Origin of the sequence: Kitasatospora sp. NPDC059146 (assembly GCF_042786665.1) — a bacterium.
GTDB lineage: Bacteria > Actinomycetota > Actinomycetes > Streptomycetales > Streptomycetaceae > Kitasatospora.
This window is the reverse complement of the sequence record NZ_JBHZCY010000007.1, coordinates 29,716-50,575: the sequence shown is the minus strand read 5'-3', so window position 1 is coordinate 50,575 and position 20,860 is coordinate 29,716. Positions and strand designations below refer to the sequence as shown.

The 20,860-nt window shown below is 71.2% G+C and carries 23 protein-coding genes; 16 read left to right on the top strand and 7 right to left on the bottom strand.

The window, feature by feature from the left end; translation table 11 throughout:
* The first annotated feature begins 104 nt into the window (after positions 1-104).
* From ACFXPX_RS04640 to ACFXPX_RS04595, 10 genes are all read left to right on the top strand, one after another.
* Complete coding sequence (locus tag ACFXPX_RS04640) at positions 105-1,424, top strand: site-specific integrase (protein WP_380594394.1); 1,320 nt, start codon at positions 105-107, stop codon at positions 1,422-1,424.
* Complete coding sequence (locus tag ACFXPX_RS04635) at positions 1,424-3,340, top strand: hypothetical protein (RefSeq protein WP_380522386.1); 1,917 nt, start codon at positions 1,424-1,426, stop codon at positions 3,338-3,340. The genes ACFXPX_RS04640 and ACFXPX_RS04635 overlap by 1 nt, the downstream gene beginning before the upstream one ends.
* Positions 3,337-4,893 carry a hypothetical protein gene (locus ACFXPX_RS04630; RefSeq protein ID WP_380522385.1) on the top strand — a complete coding sequence of 519 codons (1,557 nt, stop codon included), beginning with the start codon at positions 3,337-3,339 and terminating at the stop codon, positions 4,891-4,893. Before ACFXPX_RS04635 ends, ACFXPX_RS04630 begins: the two co-directional genes overlap by 4 nt.
* Before the next feature lie 16 nt (positions 4,894-4,909).
* The gene (locus ACFXPX_RS04625) at positions 4,910-6,034 is read left to right on the top strand and encodes a tyrosine-type recombinase/integrase (RefSeq protein WP_380522384.1); all 1,125 of its coding nucleotides are present in this window, start codon (positions 4,910-4,912) and stop codon (positions 6,032-6,034) included.
* Positions 6,031-6,357 carry a helix-turn-helix domain-containing protein gene (locus ACFXPX_RS04620; protein WP_380522383.1) on the top strand — a complete coding sequence of 109 codons (327 nt, stop codon included), beginning with the start codon at positions 6,031-6,033 and terminating at the stop codon, positions 6,355-6,357. The genes ACFXPX_RS04625 and ACFXPX_RS04620 overlap by 4 nt, the downstream gene beginning before the upstream one ends.
* Positions 6,354-8,714 (top strand): XRE family transcriptional regulator, encoded by a 2,361-nt coding sequence (locus ACFXPX_RS04615; protein ID WP_380639576.1) that lies wholly within the window; start codon positions 6,354-6,356, stop codon positions 8,712-8,714. The genes ACFXPX_RS04620 and ACFXPX_RS04615 overlap by 4 nt, the downstream gene beginning before the upstream one ends.
* Entirely contained in the window at positions 8,711-9,409 is a 699-nt protein-coding gene (locus tag ACFXPX_RS04610; protein ID WP_380522381.1) for a hypothetical protein, read from the top strand. Before ACFXPX_RS04615 ends, ACFXPX_RS04610 begins: the two co-directional genes overlap by 4 nt.
* Complete coding sequence (locus ACFXPX_RS04605) at positions 9,390-10,127, top strand: SMI1/KNR4 family protein (RefSeq protein WP_380522380.1); 738 nt, start codon at positions 9,390-9,392, stop codon at positions 10,125-10,127. The genes ACFXPX_RS04610 and ACFXPX_RS04605 overlap by 20 nt, the downstream gene beginning before the upstream one ends.
* A 76-nt stretch (positions 10,128-10,203) precedes the next feature.
* A complete protein-coding gene (locus ACFXPX_RS04600; RefSeq protein ID WP_380522379.1) occupies positions 10,204-11,238 on the top strand; it encodes a hypothetical protein in 1,035 nt (344 codons plus the stop codon).
* Positions 11,238-11,642 carry a hypothetical protein gene (locus ACFXPX_RS04595; protein ID WP_380522378.1) on the top strand — a complete coding sequence of 135 codons (405 nt, stop codon included), beginning with the start codon at positions 11,238-11,240 and terminating at the stop codon, positions 11,640-11,642. The genes ACFXPX_RS04600 and ACFXPX_RS04595 overlap by 1 nt, the downstream gene beginning before the upstream one ends.
* Before the next feature lie 218 nt (positions 11,643-11,860).
* On the opposite strand, the gene ACFXPX_RS04590 is transcribed toward ACFXPX_RS04595, so the two are convergent.
* Complete coding sequence (locus tag ACFXPX_RS04590; protein WP_380522376.1) at positions 11,861-12,406, bottom strand: M35 family metallo-endopeptidase; 546 nt, start codon at positions 12,404-12,406, stop codon at positions 11,861-11,863.
* Between the two features lie 472 nt (positions 12,407-12,878).
* On the opposite strand from ACFXPX_RS04590, the gene ACFXPX_RS04585 reads away from it, so the two are divergent.
* The 4 genes from ACFXPX_RS04585 to ACFXPX_RS04570 all read left to right on the top strand — a co-directional run bounded on the left by ACFXPX_RS04585 (position 12,879) and on the right by ACFXPX_RS04570 (position 15,607).
* Complete coding sequence (locus tag ACFXPX_RS04585; RefSeq protein ID WP_380593449.1) at positions 12,879-13,115, top strand: hypothetical protein; 237 nt, start codon at positions 12,879-12,881, stop codon at positions 13,113-13,115.
* A gap of 87 nt (positions 13,116-13,202) precedes the next feature.
* Positions 13,203-14,417, top strand: a complete 1,215-nt coding sequence (locus ACFXPX_RS04580; RefSeq protein WP_380593448.1) for a hypothetical protein — start codon at positions 13,203-13,205, stop codon at positions 14,415-14,417.
* A gap of 128 nt (positions 14,418-14,545) precedes the next feature.
* On the top strand, positions 14,546-14,812 hold the full coding sequence (locus ACFXPX_RS04575; RefSeq protein WP_380593447.1) for a hypothetical protein: 267 nt from the start codon (positions 14,546-14,548) through the stop codon (positions 14,810-14,812).
* Between the two features lie 189 nt (positions 14,813-15,001).
* Positions 15,002-15,607 (top strand): hypothetical protein, encoded by a 606-nt coding sequence (locus tag ACFXPX_RS04570; RefSeq protein WP_380593446.1) that lies wholly within the window; start codon positions 15,002-15,004, stop codon positions 15,605-15,607.
* Here ACFXPX_RS04570 and ACFXPX_RS04565 read toward each other — a convergent pair.
* The gene (locus tag ACFXPX_RS04565) at positions 15,582-15,914 is read right to left on the bottom strand and encodes a hypothetical protein (RefSeq protein WP_380593445.1); all 333 of its coding nucleotides are present in this window, start codon (positions 15,912-15,914) and stop codon (positions 15,582-15,584) included. The genes ACFXPX_RS04570 and ACFXPX_RS04565 overlap by 26 nt on opposite strands.
* A gap of 121 nt (positions 15,915-16,035) precedes the next feature.
* Here ACFXPX_RS04565 and ACFXPX_RS04560 point away from each other — a divergent pair, with 121 nt between their 5' ends.
* The gene (locus tag ACFXPX_RS04560) at positions 16,036-16,542 is read left to right on the top strand and encodes a hypothetical protein (protein ID WP_380593444.1); all 507 of its coding nucleotides are present in this window, start codon (positions 16,036-16,038) and stop codon (positions 16,540-16,542) included.
* A 17-nt stretch (positions 16,543-16,559) separates the two neighbouring features.
* On the opposite strand, the gene ACFXPX_RS04555 is transcribed toward ACFXPX_RS04560, so the two are convergent.
* Together ACFXPX_RS04555 and ACFXPX_RS04550 are read right to left on the bottom strand one after the other, a co-directional pair.
* On the bottom strand, positions 16,560-17,510 hold the full coding sequence (locus ACFXPX_RS04555) for a hypothetical protein (protein WP_380593443.1): 951 nt from the start codon (positions 17,508-17,510) through the stop codon (positions 16,560-16,562).
* Between the two features lie 63 nt (positions 17,511-17,573).
* Positions 17,574-18,119, bottom strand: coding sequence for a hypothetical protein (locus tag ACFXPX_RS04550; protein WP_380593442.1), 546 nt, complete (start codon positions 18,117-18,119; stop codon positions 17,574-17,576).
* A gap of 298 nt (positions 18,120-18,417) precedes the next feature.
* On the opposite strand from ACFXPX_RS04550, the gene ACFXPX_RS04545 reads away from it, so the two are divergent.
* Positions 18,418-18,828: a hypothetical protein gene (locus ACFXPX_RS04545; RefSeq protein ID WP_380593441.1), complete on the top strand. Its 411-nt coding sequence runs from the start codon at positions 18,418-18,420 to the stop codon at positions 18,826-18,828.
* A 9-nt stretch (positions 18,829-18,837) separates the two neighbouring features.
* On the opposite strand, the gene ACFXPX_RS04540 is transcribed toward ACFXPX_RS04545, so the two are convergent.
* Genes ACFXPX_RS04540 through ACFXPX_RS04530 form a run of 3 tightly spaced genes read right to left on the bottom strand, consistent with a single transcriptional unit; the run spans position 18,838 to position 20,825 of the window.
* Positions 18,838-19,737, bottom strand: a complete 900-nt coding sequence (locus tag ACFXPX_RS04540; RefSeq protein ID WP_380593440.1) for a DNA ligase — start codon at positions 19,735-19,737, stop codon at positions 18,838-18,840.
* A 57-nt stretch (positions 19,738-19,794) separates the two neighbouring features.
* Positions 19,795-20,508 (bottom strand): hypothetical protein, encoded by a 714-nt coding sequence (locus tag ACFXPX_RS04535; protein WP_380593439.1) that lies wholly within the window; start codon positions 20,506-20,508, stop codon positions 19,795-19,797.
* Positions 20,505-20,825: a hypothetical protein gene (locus ACFXPX_RS04530; RefSeq protein ID WP_380593438.1), complete on the bottom strand. Its 321-nt coding sequence runs from the start codon at positions 20,823-20,825 to the stop codon at positions 20,505-20,507. The genes ACFXPX_RS04535 and ACFXPX_RS04530 overlap by 4 nt, the downstream gene beginning before the upstream one ends.
* Positions 20,826-20,860: the final 35 nt, after the last annotated feature.

The following is a 20,860-nucleotide window of genomic DNA, read 5'->3' as shown; positions in this document are numbered from 1 at the left end:
GCAGGTACTGGGAGCCGATACCCGGCGTCGATCTGGACGCCGTGGCCTATGTCACTCGATCGGGTGCACTGCCTGACGGGACGCCGTTCTTCCTCGATGAGGCGATGCGGCCGGCCGAGCCGCTCTCGTCGTTCTTCCGCTCAGAGGCGAAGACCTTGGGGGCGTCGTCGCTGCGGGACTACACCTACGACCTGCTCGACGTGGCGGACTTCCTGGCCGGCCTGGAGATTCCGGCGGACCTGCTGTCCGCGACCGAGGATGACCTGATCGCCTTCCGCGACGACCGCACCCAGTACCAGGACGAGCCGGTCAGCCCCGCGACGTGGCGGCGCCGGCGGGTGGCGATCAACAACTTCTACGGCTGGGCGGTGGACTCGGGGGCCCTGGAGCACCGGCCCTACCACCGGCGGAAGAACGGCCGGGACGTGCTGGCTTGGGGCGCCGTGTCCCAGCTCGACGTACGCCACCTGACCTTCGACCAGTGGCGCGTGTTCAAGGACGTCGGCCTGCGCGGCCTGCTGCCCGATGGCCGAGTGGATCCGGCGTTCCGCGGCACCGCCCCGCTGCGCAACAGCTGCGCGGCGGACCTGGCGATCAACACCGGGATGCGCTTGCGGGAGTTCAGCAGCCTGCTGGATATCGAGGTCGGCCCGCCCCGCCGGGACGGCTCGGCCCGGCTGGTGGAGCTGGAGGCGATCGCCAAGTACAAGCTGCCGCGTACCGTGGAGATCCAGGACGCGACGCTGCGCGAGATCGACCTCTACCGCCGCATCGAGCGGGCCCAGGTCGTGCGGCGGGCGGCCAGGACGCTCGCGCTCCGGCGTGAGGAGCTGTTCGTCGTCGACGACATCGACCTGCGGCAGATGAAGCTGAGCGGGGTACTGCACGGACGGCGGCGCACGTTCACGATCAAGCTGATGGACGCGCCGCTGCGGCGGATCACGGTGAGGGAGACCGGCCAGGGGCTGGAGCCGATGGCGCTGTTCGTCGGCCGGCACGGCCGGATGCTCAGCCGCCAGCGCTGGGACCAGGTCTTCGACGCTGCCCAGGCCCGGTGCGAGGCGGTGGTCGAGGAGTTCGGCCTGGAGCTGGAGATGCCACGCAACATCCGGATCCACGACCTGAGGCACACCTTCGCGATCTTCATGCTCGAACTGCTGACCCAGCTCGTGCTGGAGCGGGCGGCGAAGGAGATCCGCGACGGCGGCCGGAGCCCCGCCCACCTGGGCGAGCACCTGGCCGGCAACGCCTTCCTGCGCGTGCAGCAGCTGCTCGGACATCTGCGTCCGGAGTCGACGATGCGGTACCTGCGCTACATCCGCCGGACGAACCTGCTGGTCGCCCAGGCCGTCAAGGCGTGGAACGACCAGGACACGACGTTCGCCGAGTACGCCGCCCGCGAGGCCCGCAAGGCGGTGGCCTGATGCCCCGCCGTGGAGAGCGCCGTCCGCGTGCCAACGCCCGGTCTGAGGTGCAGCCGGTGGTGGTCGACGCGATCGGGATCCGCTCCAGGAAGGAGGTCAAGCGCACCCGCGTGGTGGAGGCGCGAATCGACCCCGGCGCGTTCCAGTGCCCGGCGCTGGCCGCGCAGCTGGCCGACGCCTGGCTCGACTACGCCGCGAAGAGCGCCCTGGCCGCGGGCAGCCACCAGCGCGGAGCGGTCGTCAGCTTCTGCGACTTCGCCGGCCCGCACCTGGCCCGGCTGGGACACGATCCGGCAGGGGTGCGGTTGGAGAGCGGGCACGTCGACCTGACGGAGGTGGTCTTCGCCTGGGAACAGCACCTGCCGACCCGGTACTCCCGCCAGTCGACGATGCCGTACGCGCTGGCCAGCGCCCTGCTCAACCTGATCGACCACGCGGCTCGGCGCGACCCGAGCATCCCGGACAAGCTGCAGGACCGCGCTCGCGGCACCAGCGTGCTCCGCAAGAACACCGGCCAGGTCCTCGACGAGTTCTCCAACCGCGAGCGCCTGGCCCTCAAGGGATCGGCGATGGAGGACATCAGGGCGCTGGAGAAGCGCCTGGCCGCCGGGCGGGACCTCCTGACCGCCGGGCAGGACCCCCGCGAGGCCGGCTGGCGGACGCCGGCGAACCTGCTGTGGGCGGCCCGGCACGGCATCCTGACCACGGCCGCCCTGCGGGACAACCTGCCGGCCCACGCCAGGTTCTGGCCGCAGGAACTGTGCGACCTGCGGCTCGCGGCGAGCGGGCGCGGTGCCGGGCTGGCAGGGCTGGCCTCCGGCGTGAGCCGGATGCTGTTCCCCAGCGAGAGCGACCTCCAGCCCTTCCGGGTCCTGCTGCTGCTGGCGATGACCGACTGCACCCCCGAGGAACTGCACCGCCTTCGCCTGCCGGAGATCGAGTTCGGCCCGCAGGGCGTCAGGATCGTCCAGACCAAGAACCGGGCCGGACGGATCCGGGCCGACTTCCATCCCACCGACCCTCAGGGGAAGTCGGGGGAGGTGCGCTTCGAAGGCGGCGGGCGGTGGGACGTCCCCGGCCTGATGCGGCGCCTGGTTGCCGTGAACGAGCTGACCCGGGAGGTGTTCAACTGCGAGCCGTGGCTGTTCACCGCGACCGAACTCGGCCAGCAGGGCCACCTGCTGGCCCGCTTCGCCGCCTTCAACTACGAGGGACGCCGCTTCACGAACTGGATCAGCGGCCACGAGGAGCTGGAGATCAGTCGGCCCCACGACACCCGGCGCCTGCGCAAGACCGCGAAGACCACGCGCGTGGCAGCGCTCGGCGGAACCCTGTCGGACCTGGCCGGAGACGACCACCACATCCAGGTGTTCGCCGGCCACTACGCGCACGGCACCACCGCTCACACCCTGGCGGCCCGCGCGGTCAACAACGCCCAGCGCAAGGTGTTCGACCGCCTCGTCGGCAAGCCGGTCCTCGTCCTTCCCGACGCCGAACGTCAGCTGGGCGAGCCCGCGGGCATCGAGGCGCTGGGCATCACCGCGGACCAGGGCAAGGCCCTGCTGGAGGGCGAGCTCGACATGGGGCTGACGAACTGCAAGGAGCCGATGAACTCACCCCACACCGGGCCGGGCAAGCCGTGCCACGTCGCCCCGGCGATGTGCATGGTCTGCCCGAACGCCGTGGTGTTCGTCTCGCAGCTGCCCCGCTTGCTGCTGTTCGCCGACCACGTGGAACGCATGCGCGAGCGCCTCGCCCCGCCCGTGTGGCAGCAGCACTGGGGAGGCAAGGCCGCCGCCCTGGCCGAGCTGTTCGAGCAGTGCGAGGAGCGCCTGCCCGCGGCCCGCGAGCAGATCGCCGCCGGCCATGTGGACCTCGACCTTCCCCTGGGGATGCGAACGGAGTACGACCGATGACCACCGCCCCCGCCTCCGCCGGCCCTTTGCGGTCGCTGACCTTCCGCGACGACGAGCCCGTCTTCGACGCGATGCCCGGCCGCCTTCCCGACACCCCAAGCCCGGTGTTCGCTCGCACCGACGCCTGGCCGGCCGACTGCCTCCAGCGGCCCGCGAACAGGCCGCCCGCCCACTGGAAGTACTACTTTCCGGTCGATCCGCTGTGGAACCTCACCGCCCGTGAACTGGCCTTCGCCATGTCCAACCCCAGCCACAAGGCCCTTCGCGACGCCGGTCTCTTCCTCAAGATCGGCAGGTGGTCTCCGTCGACGGTGATCGGCGACTGCGCGCGGATCGGTGTCCTGGCCCGCTGGGCCGACGACAACGGCTTGCCCGCCACCCTCGCCACCTGGAGCCCCGAGGACTGGCAGGCGTTCATCGACGACCGGGCATCGGAGAACAAGCCGAAGACCGTCATGACCTACGTCGACACCGTGCGCCACCTCGTCCACTTGGCCCCGGTCCTGACCGCCGCCGGGCCCCTGGCCGATCCGTGGCCGGGCCTGTCCGGCCGTCAGATCGCCGAGGCCAGCAGTTCCCGGACCCTGTCGACCAAGGCGATCCCGCCCGCCACCTGGTGGCCCCTGCTGAAAGCGGCCTGGGCCTGGGTGGACCGGATCGGTCCGCAGATCCTCGACCGGCGCGAGGAGCAAGCCGCCCGAGAGGCGGCCCCGGCCCCGCTTCCGACCGGGTACCGGCCCGGCCCGGCTATGGACGCCATCCTGGACGCCTGGCTGGCCGACCCCGCACGCGTCATCCCGGTCTCGGACCGGCCTCGCTCGGGCCGCCCGGCCGGAACACCGGCCTGGTCGACCATCAGCCTCGCCGTCACCGGCCACAACCCAAGCATCTTCTCCCTCGCGGGCACCGGCCGTGAGCGGGCCCTGGCCCGCCGGGCCAAGGTCCAGGCCCTCATCGACCAGGGCCGCGCCGCCGCGGTCGACCCCAACGGCGGCGCCGGCGAACTCCTCGGCGTCCAGCACACCCGCGCCACCGACACGCGACGGGGCAGCAGGGAAGCGTTCCAGCGGGAGATCGACGAGCGGATCGACCTGTGGCTGCGGAACCCGGAAAACCTGATCCCCGTGCACATCCGGCTCGAACCCGGCGACCAAGGGGTGCCCGACGGCGAGCCCGTGTGGAGGCTCTTCACCAGGCAGGTCTTCGGGCGCCGCTACCCCGCGGCCTTCGAGACGAACCACCCGGCGGTAGAGCCGCGCAAGGAACGGATCCGCCAAGCCGTCCGCGATCCGCTCCGCCGCACCGGCGACAGCCGCGGGCTGGACGAGCTGCGGATGATCCGGGCGGCCTGCTACGTCTTCATCACAGCGCTGTCGGCCATGCGCGACTCCGAAAAAGGGGCGGAATTGCGTTTGATGCAACACTCGACGGGGCGGTCAACACGCATAACCGCAGGTGGGAGGGGGTGCCTTCGCGGTCACCGGGTGAGGGGCAACCGATCGGCCAGCGGCTCTTGCGCTCGACGCGCGCCATCCCAACAATGTTGCATCTAACGCAACGGAGGTTGGAGTGGCTAGAGCGGCTGATCTGGCGGGGGCAGCCCAGCTGATGCTCGTGGACGGGGTTTCGTACCTGGACCCCGAGCCGGCGGTGTTCGAGGCGATGCTGGAGGGGTGGACCAAGCAGCAGCGGAGCCGCTTCCTGAACTGGGACTCGACCATCAAGCCGAGGCTGTCGTTGGTCCGCCGGTTCGCCGAGTTCACCAACCAGTACCCGTGGCAGTGGCAGCCGGCCGAGGTCGAGGCGTTCATCGACCACCTGCGTGCGAAGACGCCGACGTTCACCGTGTCGAGCGGCCGCGGCTACCAGAACCACCTGCGCCTGTTCTGCGAGTACATCACGGACGCGCGCTACGGCTGGATGAACGTCTGCCAGGAGCGCTTCGGCCAGGTGCCGGTGCAGATCCTGCACGAGTGGAACACCGTCACCCACGTCAGCGAGTACGAGGGCGACCCGAGCCGTCGCCCGCTGACCTATGACGAGATCCAGGCCCTGTTCGACGCCGCCGACGGCCGGGTCGAGGAGATCCGCAAGCGCGGCCGCAAGGGCGCGTTGGCTGCGATGCGGGACTCCGCCCTGCTCAAGAGCTACTACGCCTACGGCATGCGCCGCCGAGAGAGCGTTCAGCTCGATGTCGCCGACCTGCGGCGGAACCCGAAGGCACCGCAGTACGGACGCCACGGGGCGATGTTCGTCCGGTACGGGAAGTCCTCGAAGGGCAGCCCGCCCAAGCGCCGCACCATCTTCACGGTCCCGGAGATGGACTGGATCGTCGACGTCCTGGACCACTACCTCGCCGAGGTCCGCCCCCGGTTCGGTGCTGGGAAGCACCCGGCGATCTGGGTCACCGAACGCAGTGGGCGCCTGTCCCGCCGGTCGGCGAACGAAGCCTTCGACGCCGCACGGAAGGCCGCTGACCTGCCGGAAGAGCTGAAATTGCACTGCCTGAGGCACTCGTACATCACGCATCTCGTCGAGTTCGACTACCCGGAGCGGTTCGTCCAGGACCAGGCCGGACACGGCTACGCCAGCACCACGGCCATCTACACCGGCGTCTCGGACGAGTACCGCAACCGGCTGCTGCAGCGGAAGTTGACCCATCGCTACCCCGGCATCTGGGAGGACCCCAAGTGATCAAGAAGATGGGCTACCGCTGGAACCTGCGCAAGCTCATGGCCGACCGGGAGATGTTCCAGACCACCGACCTGGTCCCGCTGCTGGCTGAGCGGGGCATCACGCTCTCCCGCGAGCAGGTCTTCCGGCTGGTCACCCAGCCCCCGCAGCGGCTGTCGATGGACGTCTTGGCGGCTCTGTGCGACATCCTCGCCTGCCAGCCGAATGATCTGATCGAGGTCCAGGTCGTCAACCAGGAAGTCCGCAAGACCGCCGGCGGCGAGACACCCGGACCGCTTCCGGCCGTTCGCCGGACCTCCATCCGGCGCCCGGAGGGCCTGTGACCGCGCCCTCGCCGACCGCGCCATCGGTCGTCGCCCGCCTCGCCGCCCAGGCCGCACGGCTGGATGCCGCCACCTCCGCCGTCACCACCCACCTCACTGCGGCTCTGCCCGGCCTCGGCTCCGAGGAGGCCGCGGCGGCGCTGGTGGTTGCGGTGCCGATCCCCGTGCGCGGGGCGGCTCGTTTCCTGGAAGAGCTCGCCGAGCACCTGGCAGGCCATCCCGCGGCCCTGACCTCCGGGAGTTCGCTCTGTCCGCCGCTCCTGCTGCGGCTGACCCAGGTGTTGTACGAGGGCGGCCATCCGGTGGTTCGCCCCGGTTGCGCGCACTGCGGCACGGTGCGGACCGACCTTCGGCAGCTGCGGCCCGAGGGACGGCTCTGCGCGACCTGCGACGCCAAGAGCCGCCGCGCCACCTGCGCGCGCTGTCACCGCGAGGGCATGCGGATCTCCGCCCGCCGCCCCGAGGGCGGCATTTGCTCGGCCTGCTACCACAAGGACCCCGCCCGCCTGGAGGAGTGCGCCGGGTGCGGCGAACTCCAGAACCCGGTGGTCCGCCGAGAAGACGGCCGGGGCCTGTGCATCAGGTGCTGGAAGCGCCCCACTCACACCTGCGTGACCTGCGGCAAGACCGCGGTCGCGGCACTGGTCGACGCCGACGGCGCTCTCTGCCACCTCTGCTACAACCGCCACCGCCGACCGCGACGGCTCTGCGGCCGGTGCGGGCAGCTCAAACGCATCGCACGCAACGCGCACGACAATGAGCCCGACCTGTGTGACGGCTGCTACCGCGGCCCCGAGGTAACCTGTTCCGCCTGCGGTCGGATCCGCCCCTGCAGCAGCAAGCTCCAGGGCCAGCCCGTCTGCGGCAACTGCTACCGGCGCAACCGACAGGGCGAGCCATGCGCCCGCTGCGGTCGGACCAAGCCGGTCAACACGCGATGGCCGATCGGGCCGGTCTGCATGACCTGCTACAACACCGTCCTCCGGTCGCCGGCCGAGTGCTCACGCTGTGGCACGGTCCAGCCGCTCATCGCGCGGGACGCCGACGGCATCGGCGTCTGCGGACCCTGTGTCGGCTTCGCCGCCGACTACACCTGCCGCCAGTGCGGCCGCGCCGGCAACCCCCACAGCCGGGGTCGGTGCGCGTTCTGCGTTCTCGCCGAGCGGGTCGACCTTCTGCTCGCCGGAGCCGACGGCGTGGTCCCCGAGCAGTTGCAACCGCTCGCGACGGCGCTGGCGGCCGCTCCGGCGCCCTTCCAGGCGATCCAGTGGATCCGCGAGAGTCCGAACAGCAAGCTCCTCGCCCGCCTCGTCACCGAGGACCGTCCGCTCAGCCATGAGCTGCTCGACGAGCTACCACCCAGCCGGAACCAGCGCTATATCCGCCAACTCCTGGTGCACACAGGCGTTTTGGGCGCCCGCAACGAGGACCTCGAACGGATCCCCGGTTGGCTGGAGCACGAACTGGCCGACAAGCCGGCGGCCCACGCGAACCTCGCCCGCCCGTTCCTGCACTGGTTCCTGCTCCGACGCGCACGCCAGCGCGCCGCCGTCCGCCGTTACCCGGCCTCCGCCGACCGCGATCTCAGACGGCGCGTCAGCGTGGCCTTGGAACTGCTGGCCTGGCTCGACCAGCAGCAACTGGCACTCGAAGACCTCACCCAGGAGCACCTCGATGGCTGGGTCACTGGCGGCGCGAGCCAACGGCGCTACTTGATCCGCTACTTCCTGAGCTGGACGGCGAGCCGCCGGCTCACCCGCAAGCTCACTGTCCCCTCGATCCCGCAGCAGGAGCCGCAGGCCCTGCTCGATGAGGACGACCGCTGGAGCCTCCTCCAGCGATGTCTCACCGACGATGCCCTGCCCTTGGACGTCCGAGCAGCCGGCGCGATCACCCTGCTCTTCGGTCCGTCCGCAGAGCGGCTCTGCCATCTGACGCCCGACCATCTACAGCGCGGCAGCAAGCACACCCACCTGATGCTCGGCCGCCACCCCGTCCTGTTGCCCCCGCGACTGGCCGGTCTGCTGCACCAGCTGGCGGAAGAGTCCCTGCCCGGCTCACGATCCCTGTTTGCCCAGGCCACCCCGGGCCCCCGGCTGCTGTTCCCGGGCCTGGTCCCAGGGAAGCCCATCTCGACCCACGCCATGACGCAGAAGCTCAACCGCCACGGAATCTCGGTCCGCGCGGCCCGCAACTCCGCCCTCGCCGCGCTCGCCGCCGATCTCCCCAGCCCCATCCTCGCCGACCTGACCGGCATGCACCGCCACACCGCGATCCGCTGGGTCGCCTATGCCCGACGCGACTGGGCCGAGTACCTCGCCGCACGCGCCGAGGACCAACAGGAAGGCAGACGATGACCAACGCGACCGGCCGCAACGATGAGCGCACAGTACAAGAAGTGCTCGATTATCTGATCACGCACTTGAACGACGCCCTGCGTCGTCCGGGAATGTACGGCGGCGAGACGGCGATCAGGCTCTACCTCGACGCGGTGGCGTTCGCGGACGCCTCCGAGCAGGCATGGCAGCAGGAACTGAAGGACCTGCAAACCCGCCAAGGATCCTCCTCCACCGGCGTGAGCGGAGCCTTCCAATATCTGTGGGGTGATGCACACGAGGGCGCCGTGGCCTCGGTCTACGCCGAGATCGCACACCGTCAGGGATGGCTGCGACTCGACCGGGCCCTCACCTCGGCTGAGCACGACGAGATCCGTCGTGTCAGCGAGACCTGGTGCCGCAAGGACCGCCTCCTCAGCGACATCGTCACAGCGTTCGGTCCGCCCTCGGTCCTCTTCGGGGGGAACAACCCCAACTACCCCAAGACGCTGGCATACGCGACCGACCGACGTGACGACGCCCTGCTCTGCTTCCACCTCTGGAACACCTTCGCCCCGAGTCCAAGCTCGTCGTCGGCCTCTGTCCATGCCGAACCCGTCCTCTGGGCCTTCCGGGACGGCGGCACCCTGTTCACGGACGGCTTCACGTTCACGCCGGAGGGATCCGCCCGCCGCTCCGCGGCTATGCTCCCGGTGCATGACCGCCGCCTCGCCTGAGTCCCCTTCACCGCTTCAGCACCCTGGGATCACCGGAGAGCCGGCGGACGACGACGTGTTGATCGAGAAGCTGCGTACCCGGGCCTGGGATCCGGGTCGGCGCTTCGATACGGCGAGTGTGCCAAGCGCCTGGATCGCGGAGCGCTACGGAGCTGACTGGTTTGACCGGCCCAACCCGGATCTGCGGTCGACGGGTAGCGACGGGACGGTCCAGCTCAGATCCTCGGCCGAGGAAGTCGCCTCCTACTACGCGGACTCCCCACGCGGGCTGCTGTTCCCGCCCGTCACCATGGCCGAGGTCGAGGCCGTCGAGCGCAAAATCGGTCGGCGCCTGCCCGACGTGCTCCGCCGCATCTACACCGAGGTCGCGGACGGAGGGTTCGGGCCCGATGGCGGGCTCGTCAGCCTGCGCGAGGGGAACCGGGCGCCGGGGCACCTGAGCAACTGGAAGTCCGCAGTGAGCGTCCATGAGCGGCACCGCGCGGCCGGGGTGCCGGCGTCCTGGTTCTTCCTGACAGACGGCGGCTGCACGATGAGCTGGCACGTCTCGCTGCTTGCCGTCGATAACCCAGTGCTGCTCTACGACTGCGACGGCTGGGTCCCCGAGTGGGGCGAGAGCCCGCACGACGGCCTGTCCTACGCGACCTCGTCGTTGCGGAAGTGGCTCTGGACCTGGGCCGAAGGCGGCGATGTCTGGCGCGAGGTTCTGGACCGCTGACTGCTCGCCTCCGTTCCAGAGAGGTGCCGAGGTCCTCGTCTCGGCCGCACCGAACCCGAGATCGATCGAAGGAATAGTGCATGGTCGGAATAACCCCCTCCCGCCAGTAGTCCAGGAAATCCGCCGCGGCGCGCTCACCCAGCACTACGGGGCACCCGCCATCGCCTCCACCCTGGTCAAGGGCAGGGCGGACGCCCCGCGCGAGCACTGGTGGATCATCGAACCCGTCGCCCAAGCCGTCGCCTTGGCCGAACGCCTGTCCTGGCACGAGACCCACGTCTTCGCCAGCCTCGTCCCGCCGGCCGACGACAGCAAGCACGACGTCGCCAAGGGCTTCATCCCGCGCGACGACATCGACCACTTCATCAAGACCGTCAACGCCACCGCCGCCCGCACCGGCCTGGAACCCATCCCCGAGGCGCTCGTGCGACCGCACATGTTCCGCCGCACCATGTCGGTCATCACCCGGCAGGAACCCGACGGTGAGATCGCCAACGGCCTCCAGCTCAAGCACGCGGCCCGCCGGGCCCTGGCCAACGCCGTCACCGCAGCCTACGGACAGACCGACACCCAGTGGGCCAAGGAGTTCAACATCGAACTGGAGACCGCCGCCGCCGAACGCCTCACCGCCATGCTCCGCGCCCGCCGCACCGGCCAGGCGGTCGCGGTCGGGCCCGGCGCCCACCGCCTCCACACCGGACTCGACAAGGTCAACACCCAACTCGACCAGGCCGGTCAGGCCCTGCGGGCCACCGCCGCAGACCAGCGCCTGGAGGTCAGCCTGCTGCGGGACGAGTTCGCCGACCTGCACCTGGGCACGATCAACCACTGCCTGTGGAACCAGGCCACCGCCGAGTGCCAGAACGCCCTGCCCGAACAACAGCGCGGCAACCAGCCGCTGCTGGGCGCCTGCCAGCCGGCCCGGTGCCGCAACTCCGTCCTGACGATCAAGCACGCCCCGATCTGGCGCCTCGAAGAGCAGGACCTCACCCAACGGTTGACGACCAAGCTCCCCGCCCCGCGCCGGGTCCTGATCGAGAACCGGCTCGCGGACGTCCGCGCGGTCACCGCCCACTTCGACCAGCTCGACCCGACCGAGGAAGGTGCCTGATGCCCGTCTCGCCCGCCACCGAGGCCAAGCTCCGTGCCGCCATGCACCGGCTGTTGGACGGCCGGGCCGAGCGCACCGACGGTGCCCTCACGAAGGAGAACCTGGCCCGTGAGGCCGGCGTCAGCCACGCCACCGTCCACCGCGCCGGCACTGTCCTCGCCGACTGGGACGCCCGCGTCGCCCGTCCCGTCCTGCGGACCCCCGGCGAAGTCCGCCGTGACGAGGAGATCACAGAACTCCGCCGACAGCTCCGAGAGTCCAAGCAGAACGTCACCCTGCTGCAGAACAAACTCGACGCCCTGGCCACCGTGACCGCCAACCTCTACCACGAGAACCAGGCCCTCAAGCAGGACCGCACCCGGCGCACTCGCCCGGCACTCGCCGCCATCCCCGCACCCGGCTGACGAGAACCTCGGACGGATCCGCCTGCAGCCACAGGCCAACGCCCACGACGTCCCAGGCGAAAACCACCGGACCGCACGGCAGCGGCCCCGCAGCGATCGTGCCGACATACCGACGCGGCAGGCGACTGAGCCCGCGAACTAGGGAGGGGTCGATGCCCCGGGCAGTGGGCGGGCCAGCCGCACCCAGCGGCTACCCCGCCCACTGCCGGCAGGAGTTCTTAGTTCAGGTTGGTCGAGTTCATCACGAAATGCCGGTAAGAATCCGCGTTGCGGAGGGCTTCCTTCGGATCCTTTGCGGCCAACATCTTGCAGGCGCCTTCGTCATAGGCCAACGTCGCGGTGGCACCCGTGCTGGTGAACTGGGTGGCGAGACTCACCAGCGCGCCCGCCTGCAGCAGCGGCGGGAGCGTGAAGAAGTACGGGTAGAGGCCCACCTCGCCGTACGTGTCCGGAGAAACGGTACCGATCCGAGCCTGTCCGTCCTGAATCTTGTTTTCAGGCTCGCGACGGAAGGTGAAATCGGGGATCGTCGACAAGCCCGAACCACCGCCGGCCAGTCGAAGGATAACTCCCGAGACTGTCTTGGCACTGGTGGCGTCCGGCGTTCCGAACCACTCCTTGAACCGCGGTGAGGTGCGCTGCAGTCCTTGAAGGTAGCTGTACGTCGCCTCCACGTTGGCGTGCGCGCTCGCGGCTGCTGTCGTCACCGCCTTCTGCTCGGCGGTGCTCATGGCCACAAAACGTGACGAATCCGGACTGGTCATACCACTTCCTCCACGAGTACGAGGGTCGCTCCACCGCCACGGAAATGACCTCGCGCCGCAGCCGACTTCGACTCCGCGTGCAGCGTCAACTTCCACCCTCTCGGGATAGTCGCCGGGCCGATGGAGTCGTTGTCGTCCGGCAGGCCGGTGTCGCGGACGGTGCGCTTCGGGATCCTGTCCGTGCTGCCGTGGTCGTCGTGAGTGGTCACGTGGCCGTCAACCATCGTCCCCTCGGCTTCCTCCGGCTGGCACAAGACGAACGCGACCCTAGAGATCGCGGGGCCTCGCAGTGGCGGAACCACTCGATAGATCACTCGTTCGAGTGAACATGATCGAAAGGCTCACAGATTCACAACGAAACCTGAGACACCCGGTGCCGACAACCCACCACGGCTGATGCTCCCTCGACATCGGCGCCCTGCGACAGAAGCACCCATGAGACACCTGAACCGTTCATAAGCTGGGACAGGTCATGGCGGTCATGGTCTGGCGGGAGGAGGACCTGGTGCCGCTGCACGAAGAGCTGGTGGACTGCCGGCGCGGCGCTCCGACGCCCGGCCACGACACAGAGTGCATCTGCCTGGGCACCGGCTTCATCCGCGAGCGAGGCGAGCGGCTTCTGTGCCTCGGGCCCGTCGACGACACCCTCACCGCGCCAGTCCCCTCGCAGAACGACACCGAGCACCCTCTCCGTGGCGAGCCCCGCTGAACCCGGCCCGCACGACACCGAACCGCTGCGCCGCCTTCGGCGCCGACGCACACCCAACCATGACTGAAAGTCAGGAGTGATCTACAGATGGCAATCGAGATTGTCGTTCCGCAGGTCCAGCAGGCCCTCTACGCGGCGCCGCAGGTCGCCGTCACGCCGGTGGCCGAGGTGATCTCGTCCGTCTCGGTCCGCTACCCGAGGTTCTCCGCCGGCCACTACCAGCAGATCCTCCTGGACACCCGGACCGGCGAGCTGCGCCTCTTCGAGAATCCCGAGCACCTGGAGCCCTGGAACCCGGCCTGGACGTCCGCCAGCGACGTTCCCCGCGAGACGTGGCTGCGGTGGCACCCCGGCACGCACTTCTCCCACCGGGGGCCGCACATGTGGTTCCAGCCGGTGCCGGAGCTGCTGACCTGGGTCATCGACTCCGGCGTCAAGGAGCTGCCCTACCTCGGGGTCCAAGACGCCAACCGGCTGCTGGAGGAACTCGCCCCGCACGCCCAGGCCCTGCTGGACGGCCTCTTCCAGGCCAGTGGGGAACTGGACTGGTCGGCCGCTGCCGCCCGGGCCGGGCGCACCATCGGCCGCCTGTGCGGCCGGCACCGCCGAGCCGAGCCCGCGACTGCGGACGCCGACCTCGTCGACTACGCCGACATCGTGGCCTGCTTCCCGCAGGTCTACCAGCCGGGAGTGCTCGGAGCCGGACGGAACGCGCTCGCCTACGAGTGCGAGGCCATCACGCGCTTCCTGGGCCACAACGAGCACTGGCACCCGGAGATCAAGAAGGTCTACGGCTGCCCGGCCGACGACGGGACGTACGTCTACCTAGAGGTCCTGGGCGTGCGGTCCTGGTACCGGACGATCCTGCTCGGGGGCGACCCGCGCCCCGTCATGGTGTGCGCGGACTGGGACGCCGAGCACCAAGCCCTCGCCTTCGGCCGCATCACCTCGATGACCACCAACGCCGGGCTCACGTCCTGGGCCGCGCGCGAGACCGCCCACGCCGGGGAGGCCGGCGTCCGCCTCCTGGACGCGCTGGAAGCCGCTCATGCCCACCGGACCGCTCTGCGCGAACAGGACTGGAACCGCCTGGCAGTGACCGGCGCCGACATCGCGGAGATGAAGGCCGAAGCGGCGACCGGCGCCGACGTCGAGGGCCTGGAGGCCGAGCAGGTGGAGCTCATCGGCCGCGCCATCGCCTGCGGCCATACCGACAGTTCGATCGCCCGGCGGGCCCGGACCAGCGAGCAGGCCGTCACCCGCCTCCGCAGCAAGGCCAGCGGGCGCCCTGCGGCACTCTGAATACCTGCCCTCTCGCCTCTGAACAGTCGGTGGCCATGCTCAACGAGCGAGCGCGGGCGGGGAGATCCGCCCCGCTCCCCAGCGCATCACCGTCCATCGGCGCCCCAGCCCGATCGAAGGGAAACACGATGACCGGAATTCTGCTGGTTGCCGTGCTCGGCAGCCTCACCACCCTTGCTGTAGTAGCCGCTGCGGCACGGCGGCGGGCGAGGACGGAACCGCGTTGCGACTGGTGCGCGACCCAGTCCGGTGGCTGGGTGGTCCGAGGCCACGACGCCTCGACCTGTCGCGGCTACATCCTGGACGTACGCCGACACGACCCCGGCGCCTTCGGCGACAGCTACCGCACGGGCGAGGCGATCACGCTCCGCCGTGCCTCCGCCGCGCAGGACTGACGAACGCCCGCTGCCACCGGCCAGCATGAGACAAGGCGGTTCCAGCCGTTCCAACGGTTGGGACCGCCTTTTGCGTTTCGGGTGAGGTGACCGAGGCCACATGCCCACTGCTCAGTGCTGGGCAGCCTCACCCCGTCGCGCGCACCACCGCGCCTCCCACCCGGCCCGCTGCGCACCGTTATCGCCCCCGTGTGGCTGTTCAACATCGTTGTCCAGCACACCGCCGGCAGCGTGCTCGCCGTCGGGCCGTCAACCCTGGTCGTGCAGCAGCCCCGCCCGCTGCGTTGGCACCTCTTCGGCGTGCTCGTGCTCCTGCCCGCCGCCGTCGCCGGCATGCTCGCCCTGATGGTCCCGCCCGGCATCGCGGCGGCCTGCGCCGCCGAGGCCCTCGCCGGACCCCTCGCGGCCCGCATCGCCGGGCCCGCCGTCCTCGCCGTGGAACTCGCCGCGCTCGTCTGGCAGCTCGTGCACCTCGTCGACTCGGCCCGACGCGGCGCCGAACTCCACCGCGTCATCACGCCCCTGCGCCGTACCGCACCGTGGGGCGCAGTCGGCGGCCTGGCCGGCGGCCGGGACGGACAAGCGACACGCGACCTGGTCCGCCAGACCCTCGCATGGGCCGACGAGCAGGGCCTCGGGCTTGCGGCCGTCGCCGCCAACGACCGACTCCACCGCCTCTACCTCCGCGGCGGCTTCCACCCCGTCCACCCCGGCTCGCCGGTCCTGCTGCGCCCGCCCGCGCTCCTCGCGGCCCCGGAGCCGTCGCCCCTCACGCCAGAGCGGACAGCGAGATGAGCCCGGCCACCGTCACGAACCACAGCACCTCGCCCACCGGCGGACGCCACGTCTCGTGCACTCCCCGGGCGCTCAGCGCCATCAGCAACAGCAGCAGGCCCGGGAACAGCGCCAGCGGCCACGGCAGGTCCAGGACGGCGGCCTGACCGATCAGCCGCGACACCTCCCGCGCCGACCTCCCCGCCAGCACCCCGACCGGCACCGCCAGGAGCAGCCACGCCAGCAGCCGACGTCCGGCCCGCCTTGGATCACCACCCCAGGCCCGGGCGCGTGCGAGAAGCAGGGACGAACCCCGAGAAGTCGTCACCTTCCCAGGCTGCCAGGCGCACCCGGGCCCGGCACCCGGTACGCCACCGTCCGACAGGACGGCCCCGGCCGAACCACCCTGAGGATTCAACGGGCCCGTGCTGCTTCGCTAGGGTTCGCCCGTGATTTGGAAGAACGAGATAGGTCTCGGAGACCTGATAGCACTCGCCGCGATTGTCCTGGCGATGCGGCAGCTGGTGACCTCGCGGAGGGATCTTGTCGCCGAGAGGCGGGCCGACTTCTACCTCGGGGAGCTGATGGCCATCTCGATCGCCATGGGCCCGGTACCCGAGGCGTTCCTCAAGAGCAGGGACCTGGCCCTGCGCCTGGCGGTACTGCCCGAACACCACCTCCTGCTGATGCGAGAACTCGCGCAGGACGAGACGGGCGCGGCGCTGGCCCGGGTGAACGATGAGATGAACGCTGCGTCCGGCAGTCCGTCCGTTGACTGGCAGGACTACCTCAGGGGCCGTTGTATGGACGACGTGGAAGCCGCCGTGGCCGACGTGCTAGAGACCACGAACAGGCCCGGGCCGCTGCGGCGGCTGTGGAAGTGGGCCTGCGGCCACGTGCGGCGGCTGTGGAACTGGGCCCGAAGCCACGTGCGGCGGTCCCGCGGTCAGGCGTAAACGTCCTCGCCCGGCCGTCAGGCGTCCTCCGGCCACACGTCGCGCAGGACGACCGTTCGGCGTACGCCCGCGTCCATCATGGCCCGCGCCCGGTGCTGGCCGTTGACGTAGGTGCCGTCATCGTCCGGCATGATCGCCAGGCCGAGGGAGAACAGCGATCGCAGCACCTCGCGCTGCCAGTTGTCCGCCCCGGCCGCCCGGGCGCGCTTGTCGGCGACGCGGACCATGTCCTTGGCCTCGACGCCGGCCTCGGTGCCCTCGGCGAGGATCGCGATCGCCAGCGCGTTGACGGCGTGCCAGTCGCCCCGGTGGTACCAGCAGCAGGTTCGACCCGCGCGCACCGGCACCAGGCGCCGCCACCAGGGAACCCGCCGGGAAGCGCCCGCCGGCATGCACTCGGGCGTACGAAACGGCCGCGGCGTGCCGAGCCGGGACACCTCCATCACCTCGAACCGCTTCTCGGGCTCCGGCGGCAGCTCACGCGGGACGTAGCCCTCGCCCCGGTCCTCGGCCACCGGCCCGCCGACGAGCTCGGCCATCTGCCCGGAGGTGATCGACCGCCACTGCGGGCCGCGCAGCCGGTACGGACCGGCCTCCCGGAACGTCACGAGCTCGAACTCCTCGGGCATCCCGAACCTCCCGTCGAACAGCTGCCGCTGTACCCACAACGGCGGGAGCTCCTCGCCCGGGCACAGCCGCTCCCACACCGCCTCGGCGTACCGCTCCGCCCCGTTGGTCAACCCCGGGCCCTCGTGCATGGTCTGGGTGGCCACCGCGACCGGCCGCAGCCCCTCGCCGGTGAACAACTGCACCCGGAACGACGACGGCAGACCGCCCCCGTCGTCGATCCGGAACATGTGCTCGTCCACGGTGCGCACCCGGGCGCCAGCGAGCCGCAGCGCCGCCCGTACCGATCCCCGAGCCTGCTCGGATTCCCCCGGCCCGGGGTTGAGGAGTTCGTCGTCCATCCCCAGATCATCCCGGCCGCCGCCGACACGGGGGCGCGCACAGCCGTCACAGGCAACCTGCGGTCACTGCCCGGCGGTCGGCATGGAGGCGGCCTCCAAGTTGTCGGGGTGGGTGAAGCCCTCCCAGTCCTGCATGGGGATGGGTTGCGGTGGCGGCCACGACCCGGCGTCTTCCGGCACCGGCCAGAGCGGGACGGTGGACGTGTTCGCCGGGAACGGCACCAGCACCCTCCCCTCGTCGAGAGGGCCGACCCTGAGAACCTGCATGACCAGGTAGCCGACGCGAAGCGTGGCAATGTACGCGTGGCCGCCCGGCATCGCGAACGCCGGGCACAGGAACTCCGCCATCAAGGCGACCGGACCATGCTCCGGCGGAGCCGCCATCCCCAAGCGGGCAACCATGTGGCGGGTGGGCCTGCGCTGCTCGTAGAAGTCCGTGAAGTCGCCGGGCGGGACTATCGCCTGGGAGCTGTAGGCGGCGGCGGACATGAGGATGGTCTTGAGCGACCACGCCGCCAGAGCACCGCGTGCGGACGCGTCAAGCACCACGTTCTCGCCTTTGATCATCGCGGGCAGAAGGTCCTGAACGCTCGTCTCCAGCGCGCTCATCCAACCGTTGTTGCACGGCCCGCACGGAGCCTTGACGGTGCCAGTCAGAAGCCTCTGCCTGTGCGTGAGCGCGCCGGCCTCCGACGCCCGCACGGCCACGCCGTGCTTCAAGTCCCCAGGGTCAAAGGCCGCCTTGAGCCACCGAGGTAGGACGTGCTCCGCGGTAACCGGGCCGCCGCCGCAGAAGACACAGGTGCGAGACATGGCCCCAAACCTACGGGCCCAGCCGCAAGCCTCCAAGGCGCGCCCACCGCCCCGGGAGGCATCACGCAACCCTCCCCCGCTCGTTGAGCCCGACGTGACCCGAACTCCACGCCGCGCCCTCGGCCTCGGCCCCGACTCCCCCGCCGCCCGCCCGCAACGCGCCCCGGCGTGGCTGCCCCGGCCAGCACCCGAACCCGCCACCCCGGCCCACGACGCCGAGCAGGCCCTCGACGCCATCGCCGCGCTGCGCCTGATCCGCACCCCCGCGGCCGCCGTCGAGTCCGCACTCCTCCTCGCCCGCGCCCTCCTCGCCCGCCCCGCCGAGGACCCCACGATCCGAGAGATCGCCGAAGGTCTGGCCGCCGTCCTCCCGCAGTACCTCGCCGCCGCCCGCCCGCAGCCGGCCGCCAGCGTCACCCCGCTGCGCGCCGTGCCCACCGCCACCGTGTCCACCACCGGCGCCGCCGCCGGGATGGCGCCCAAGCCCACCGCGCGGCGGCGGTAGCAGCGCGTGCTACTCGGGCGGCCGCATCCTGACGAACCGCACCCGCCCGTGACGGCCGGAGCCGAGCAGCACCTCGGCCGCCGGCCGCGGCCCCGCCACCCAGTGCACCCCGGCCCGCTCGGAGTCGGGACGCAGCCGCCCTCGCACCGCCTGCGCCACCTGGCGGGCCTGCACGGCGGTCAGGCGCGGCGACGTGGTCACCTGACGCCCGTCCGGAAGCCGGGCGAGCACCACCTCGGGACGGTCCGGGGCACCGACGACCCCGGCGAGCTCGACGTCGGCCGTCTCCGCGTGCCGGACCTTCACCCACGAAGACGACTCCGGCCGGTACGGCGACGCGGCCGCCTTGCACACCAGACCCTCGACCCCGGAACCGTGCAGATCCCGGTACCAGCCGAGCGCCGTATCCCGGCTCCTGGTCGCCATGACCCGCTCGACCGGCGGCCGGGCGCCGGTGAGCACCTCGGCCAGCAGCCCGTGACGCTCGACCAGCGGCAGGCCGCGCACGTCCCGGCCCGGCACCGCCAGGACGTCCCATACGACGTAGCTCACCGCGACCCGGTCCGCCGCCCGCGCCCCCGCCGAGCGCAGCAGCTCCGTGAACGCGAGCCGTCCGCCCCGGTACGCGCACAGCTCGCCGTCGAGGACGACGCCCGGCGCGAGCAGCTCCGCCAGCGCCGGCAGCACCTCGGGGAAGCGCCCGTGCAACGGCCGTCCGCGCCGCGACCACAGCTCGACCCCGGCCTCGGTGCGCACCATGCAGCACCGGATGCCGTCGACCTTGATCTCGTACACGACTCCGCCGGGCATACCGTCCTCGGCGGGCAGCACCGGCACCAACCGGGGCTGCATCAGCGGCACCGGCGGGCGAACGGCGACCGGGTCCGGCGCCTTGCGTCGCGTGGGCACCCTTCCATCGTCGCGCACCCCCGGCCGCGACGGGGCCGCCCGCCGCCACCGGGCGCACTACGCCGACGCCAGCCCGATCCGCGGCACCGGCTCGATCCGGGCCGCCGACTCCACTGCGCTCACGCCGCCGCACTCGTCCGGCAGCAGCAGCCGGGCGCTGCGTCCCCGCGCCGCGCGCCCACGCCCCGTGCAATGAACTGAGATCTCGCGGCTGGACAGCTGTCCCCATCCCTGGCCAACGCCGGCCCAGACCGGATCTGAGACGCTCAGGCTCAGCGCGGCCCCCCGCCACCGGGCGGAGGTCAGCATCGTGGTCCCGGTCGTGCGCAGCCGGGCGGCGATCCGTTCGACCTGCCGGCCCGGCAGGGTGGCCGGCGGTTCGGTCAGGATCAGATCGCAGGCCCCGGCCAGAATCGACACCACCTCGGCCCACTGCTCCCCGGGGAGGTCGTCCACCAGGAGCGTGCGCTCCCACGGCATCCCGTACCCCCGCATGCCGGCGAGGCCGAGGTCGGGCAGCCCCACAACCGCCGACCAGGTCACCGCCGTCGCCGAGGCCGGCCCCGCTGCCAGCGCCAGCAGAAGGCTCGCGCTGCCGAGGACCTCGACCGTCTCGCCGCGGGGGAGCCGGCCGTCCGGCAGCACGGCGGCGAGCGCGGGCAGCACCGGGCGGGTCTGCGCCTCGACCCTCGCTCGGCGCGCGGCCGGGCTGGTCTCCGCGAGGAGCTCGGCGAGCCCCGGTCGCCCGGGCAGGGGAACGGGGGCGGTCACCGGCTGTCCTCGGTGACGCGATCGGCCGGGTTGTCGCGCTGCGGCAGCACCGGTTTCAGGGCCCCGCCCTTGTAGTGGACCCACGCCGCCTCGGCCGGGGCCCACTGCACGCGCGCCGCCCACTGGCCGGGGCGGCGCAGCAGGCGCCAGCCGGTCACCACCGCAGGGTGCCAGATGCCGGCGTAGAGCACCCACACGGCGACCAGGTCCGGCACGAGCTCGCCGACAGCGGCGGCGAGGTCGTTCTCGTTGACCCGGCGGACGCCGCGCCACGTGCGAGGGCCGGTGGCATCGAACGGGGAGGGGCGGCAGTGCATACCCACATCATCTCGTACACGTGTGCGAATACCGA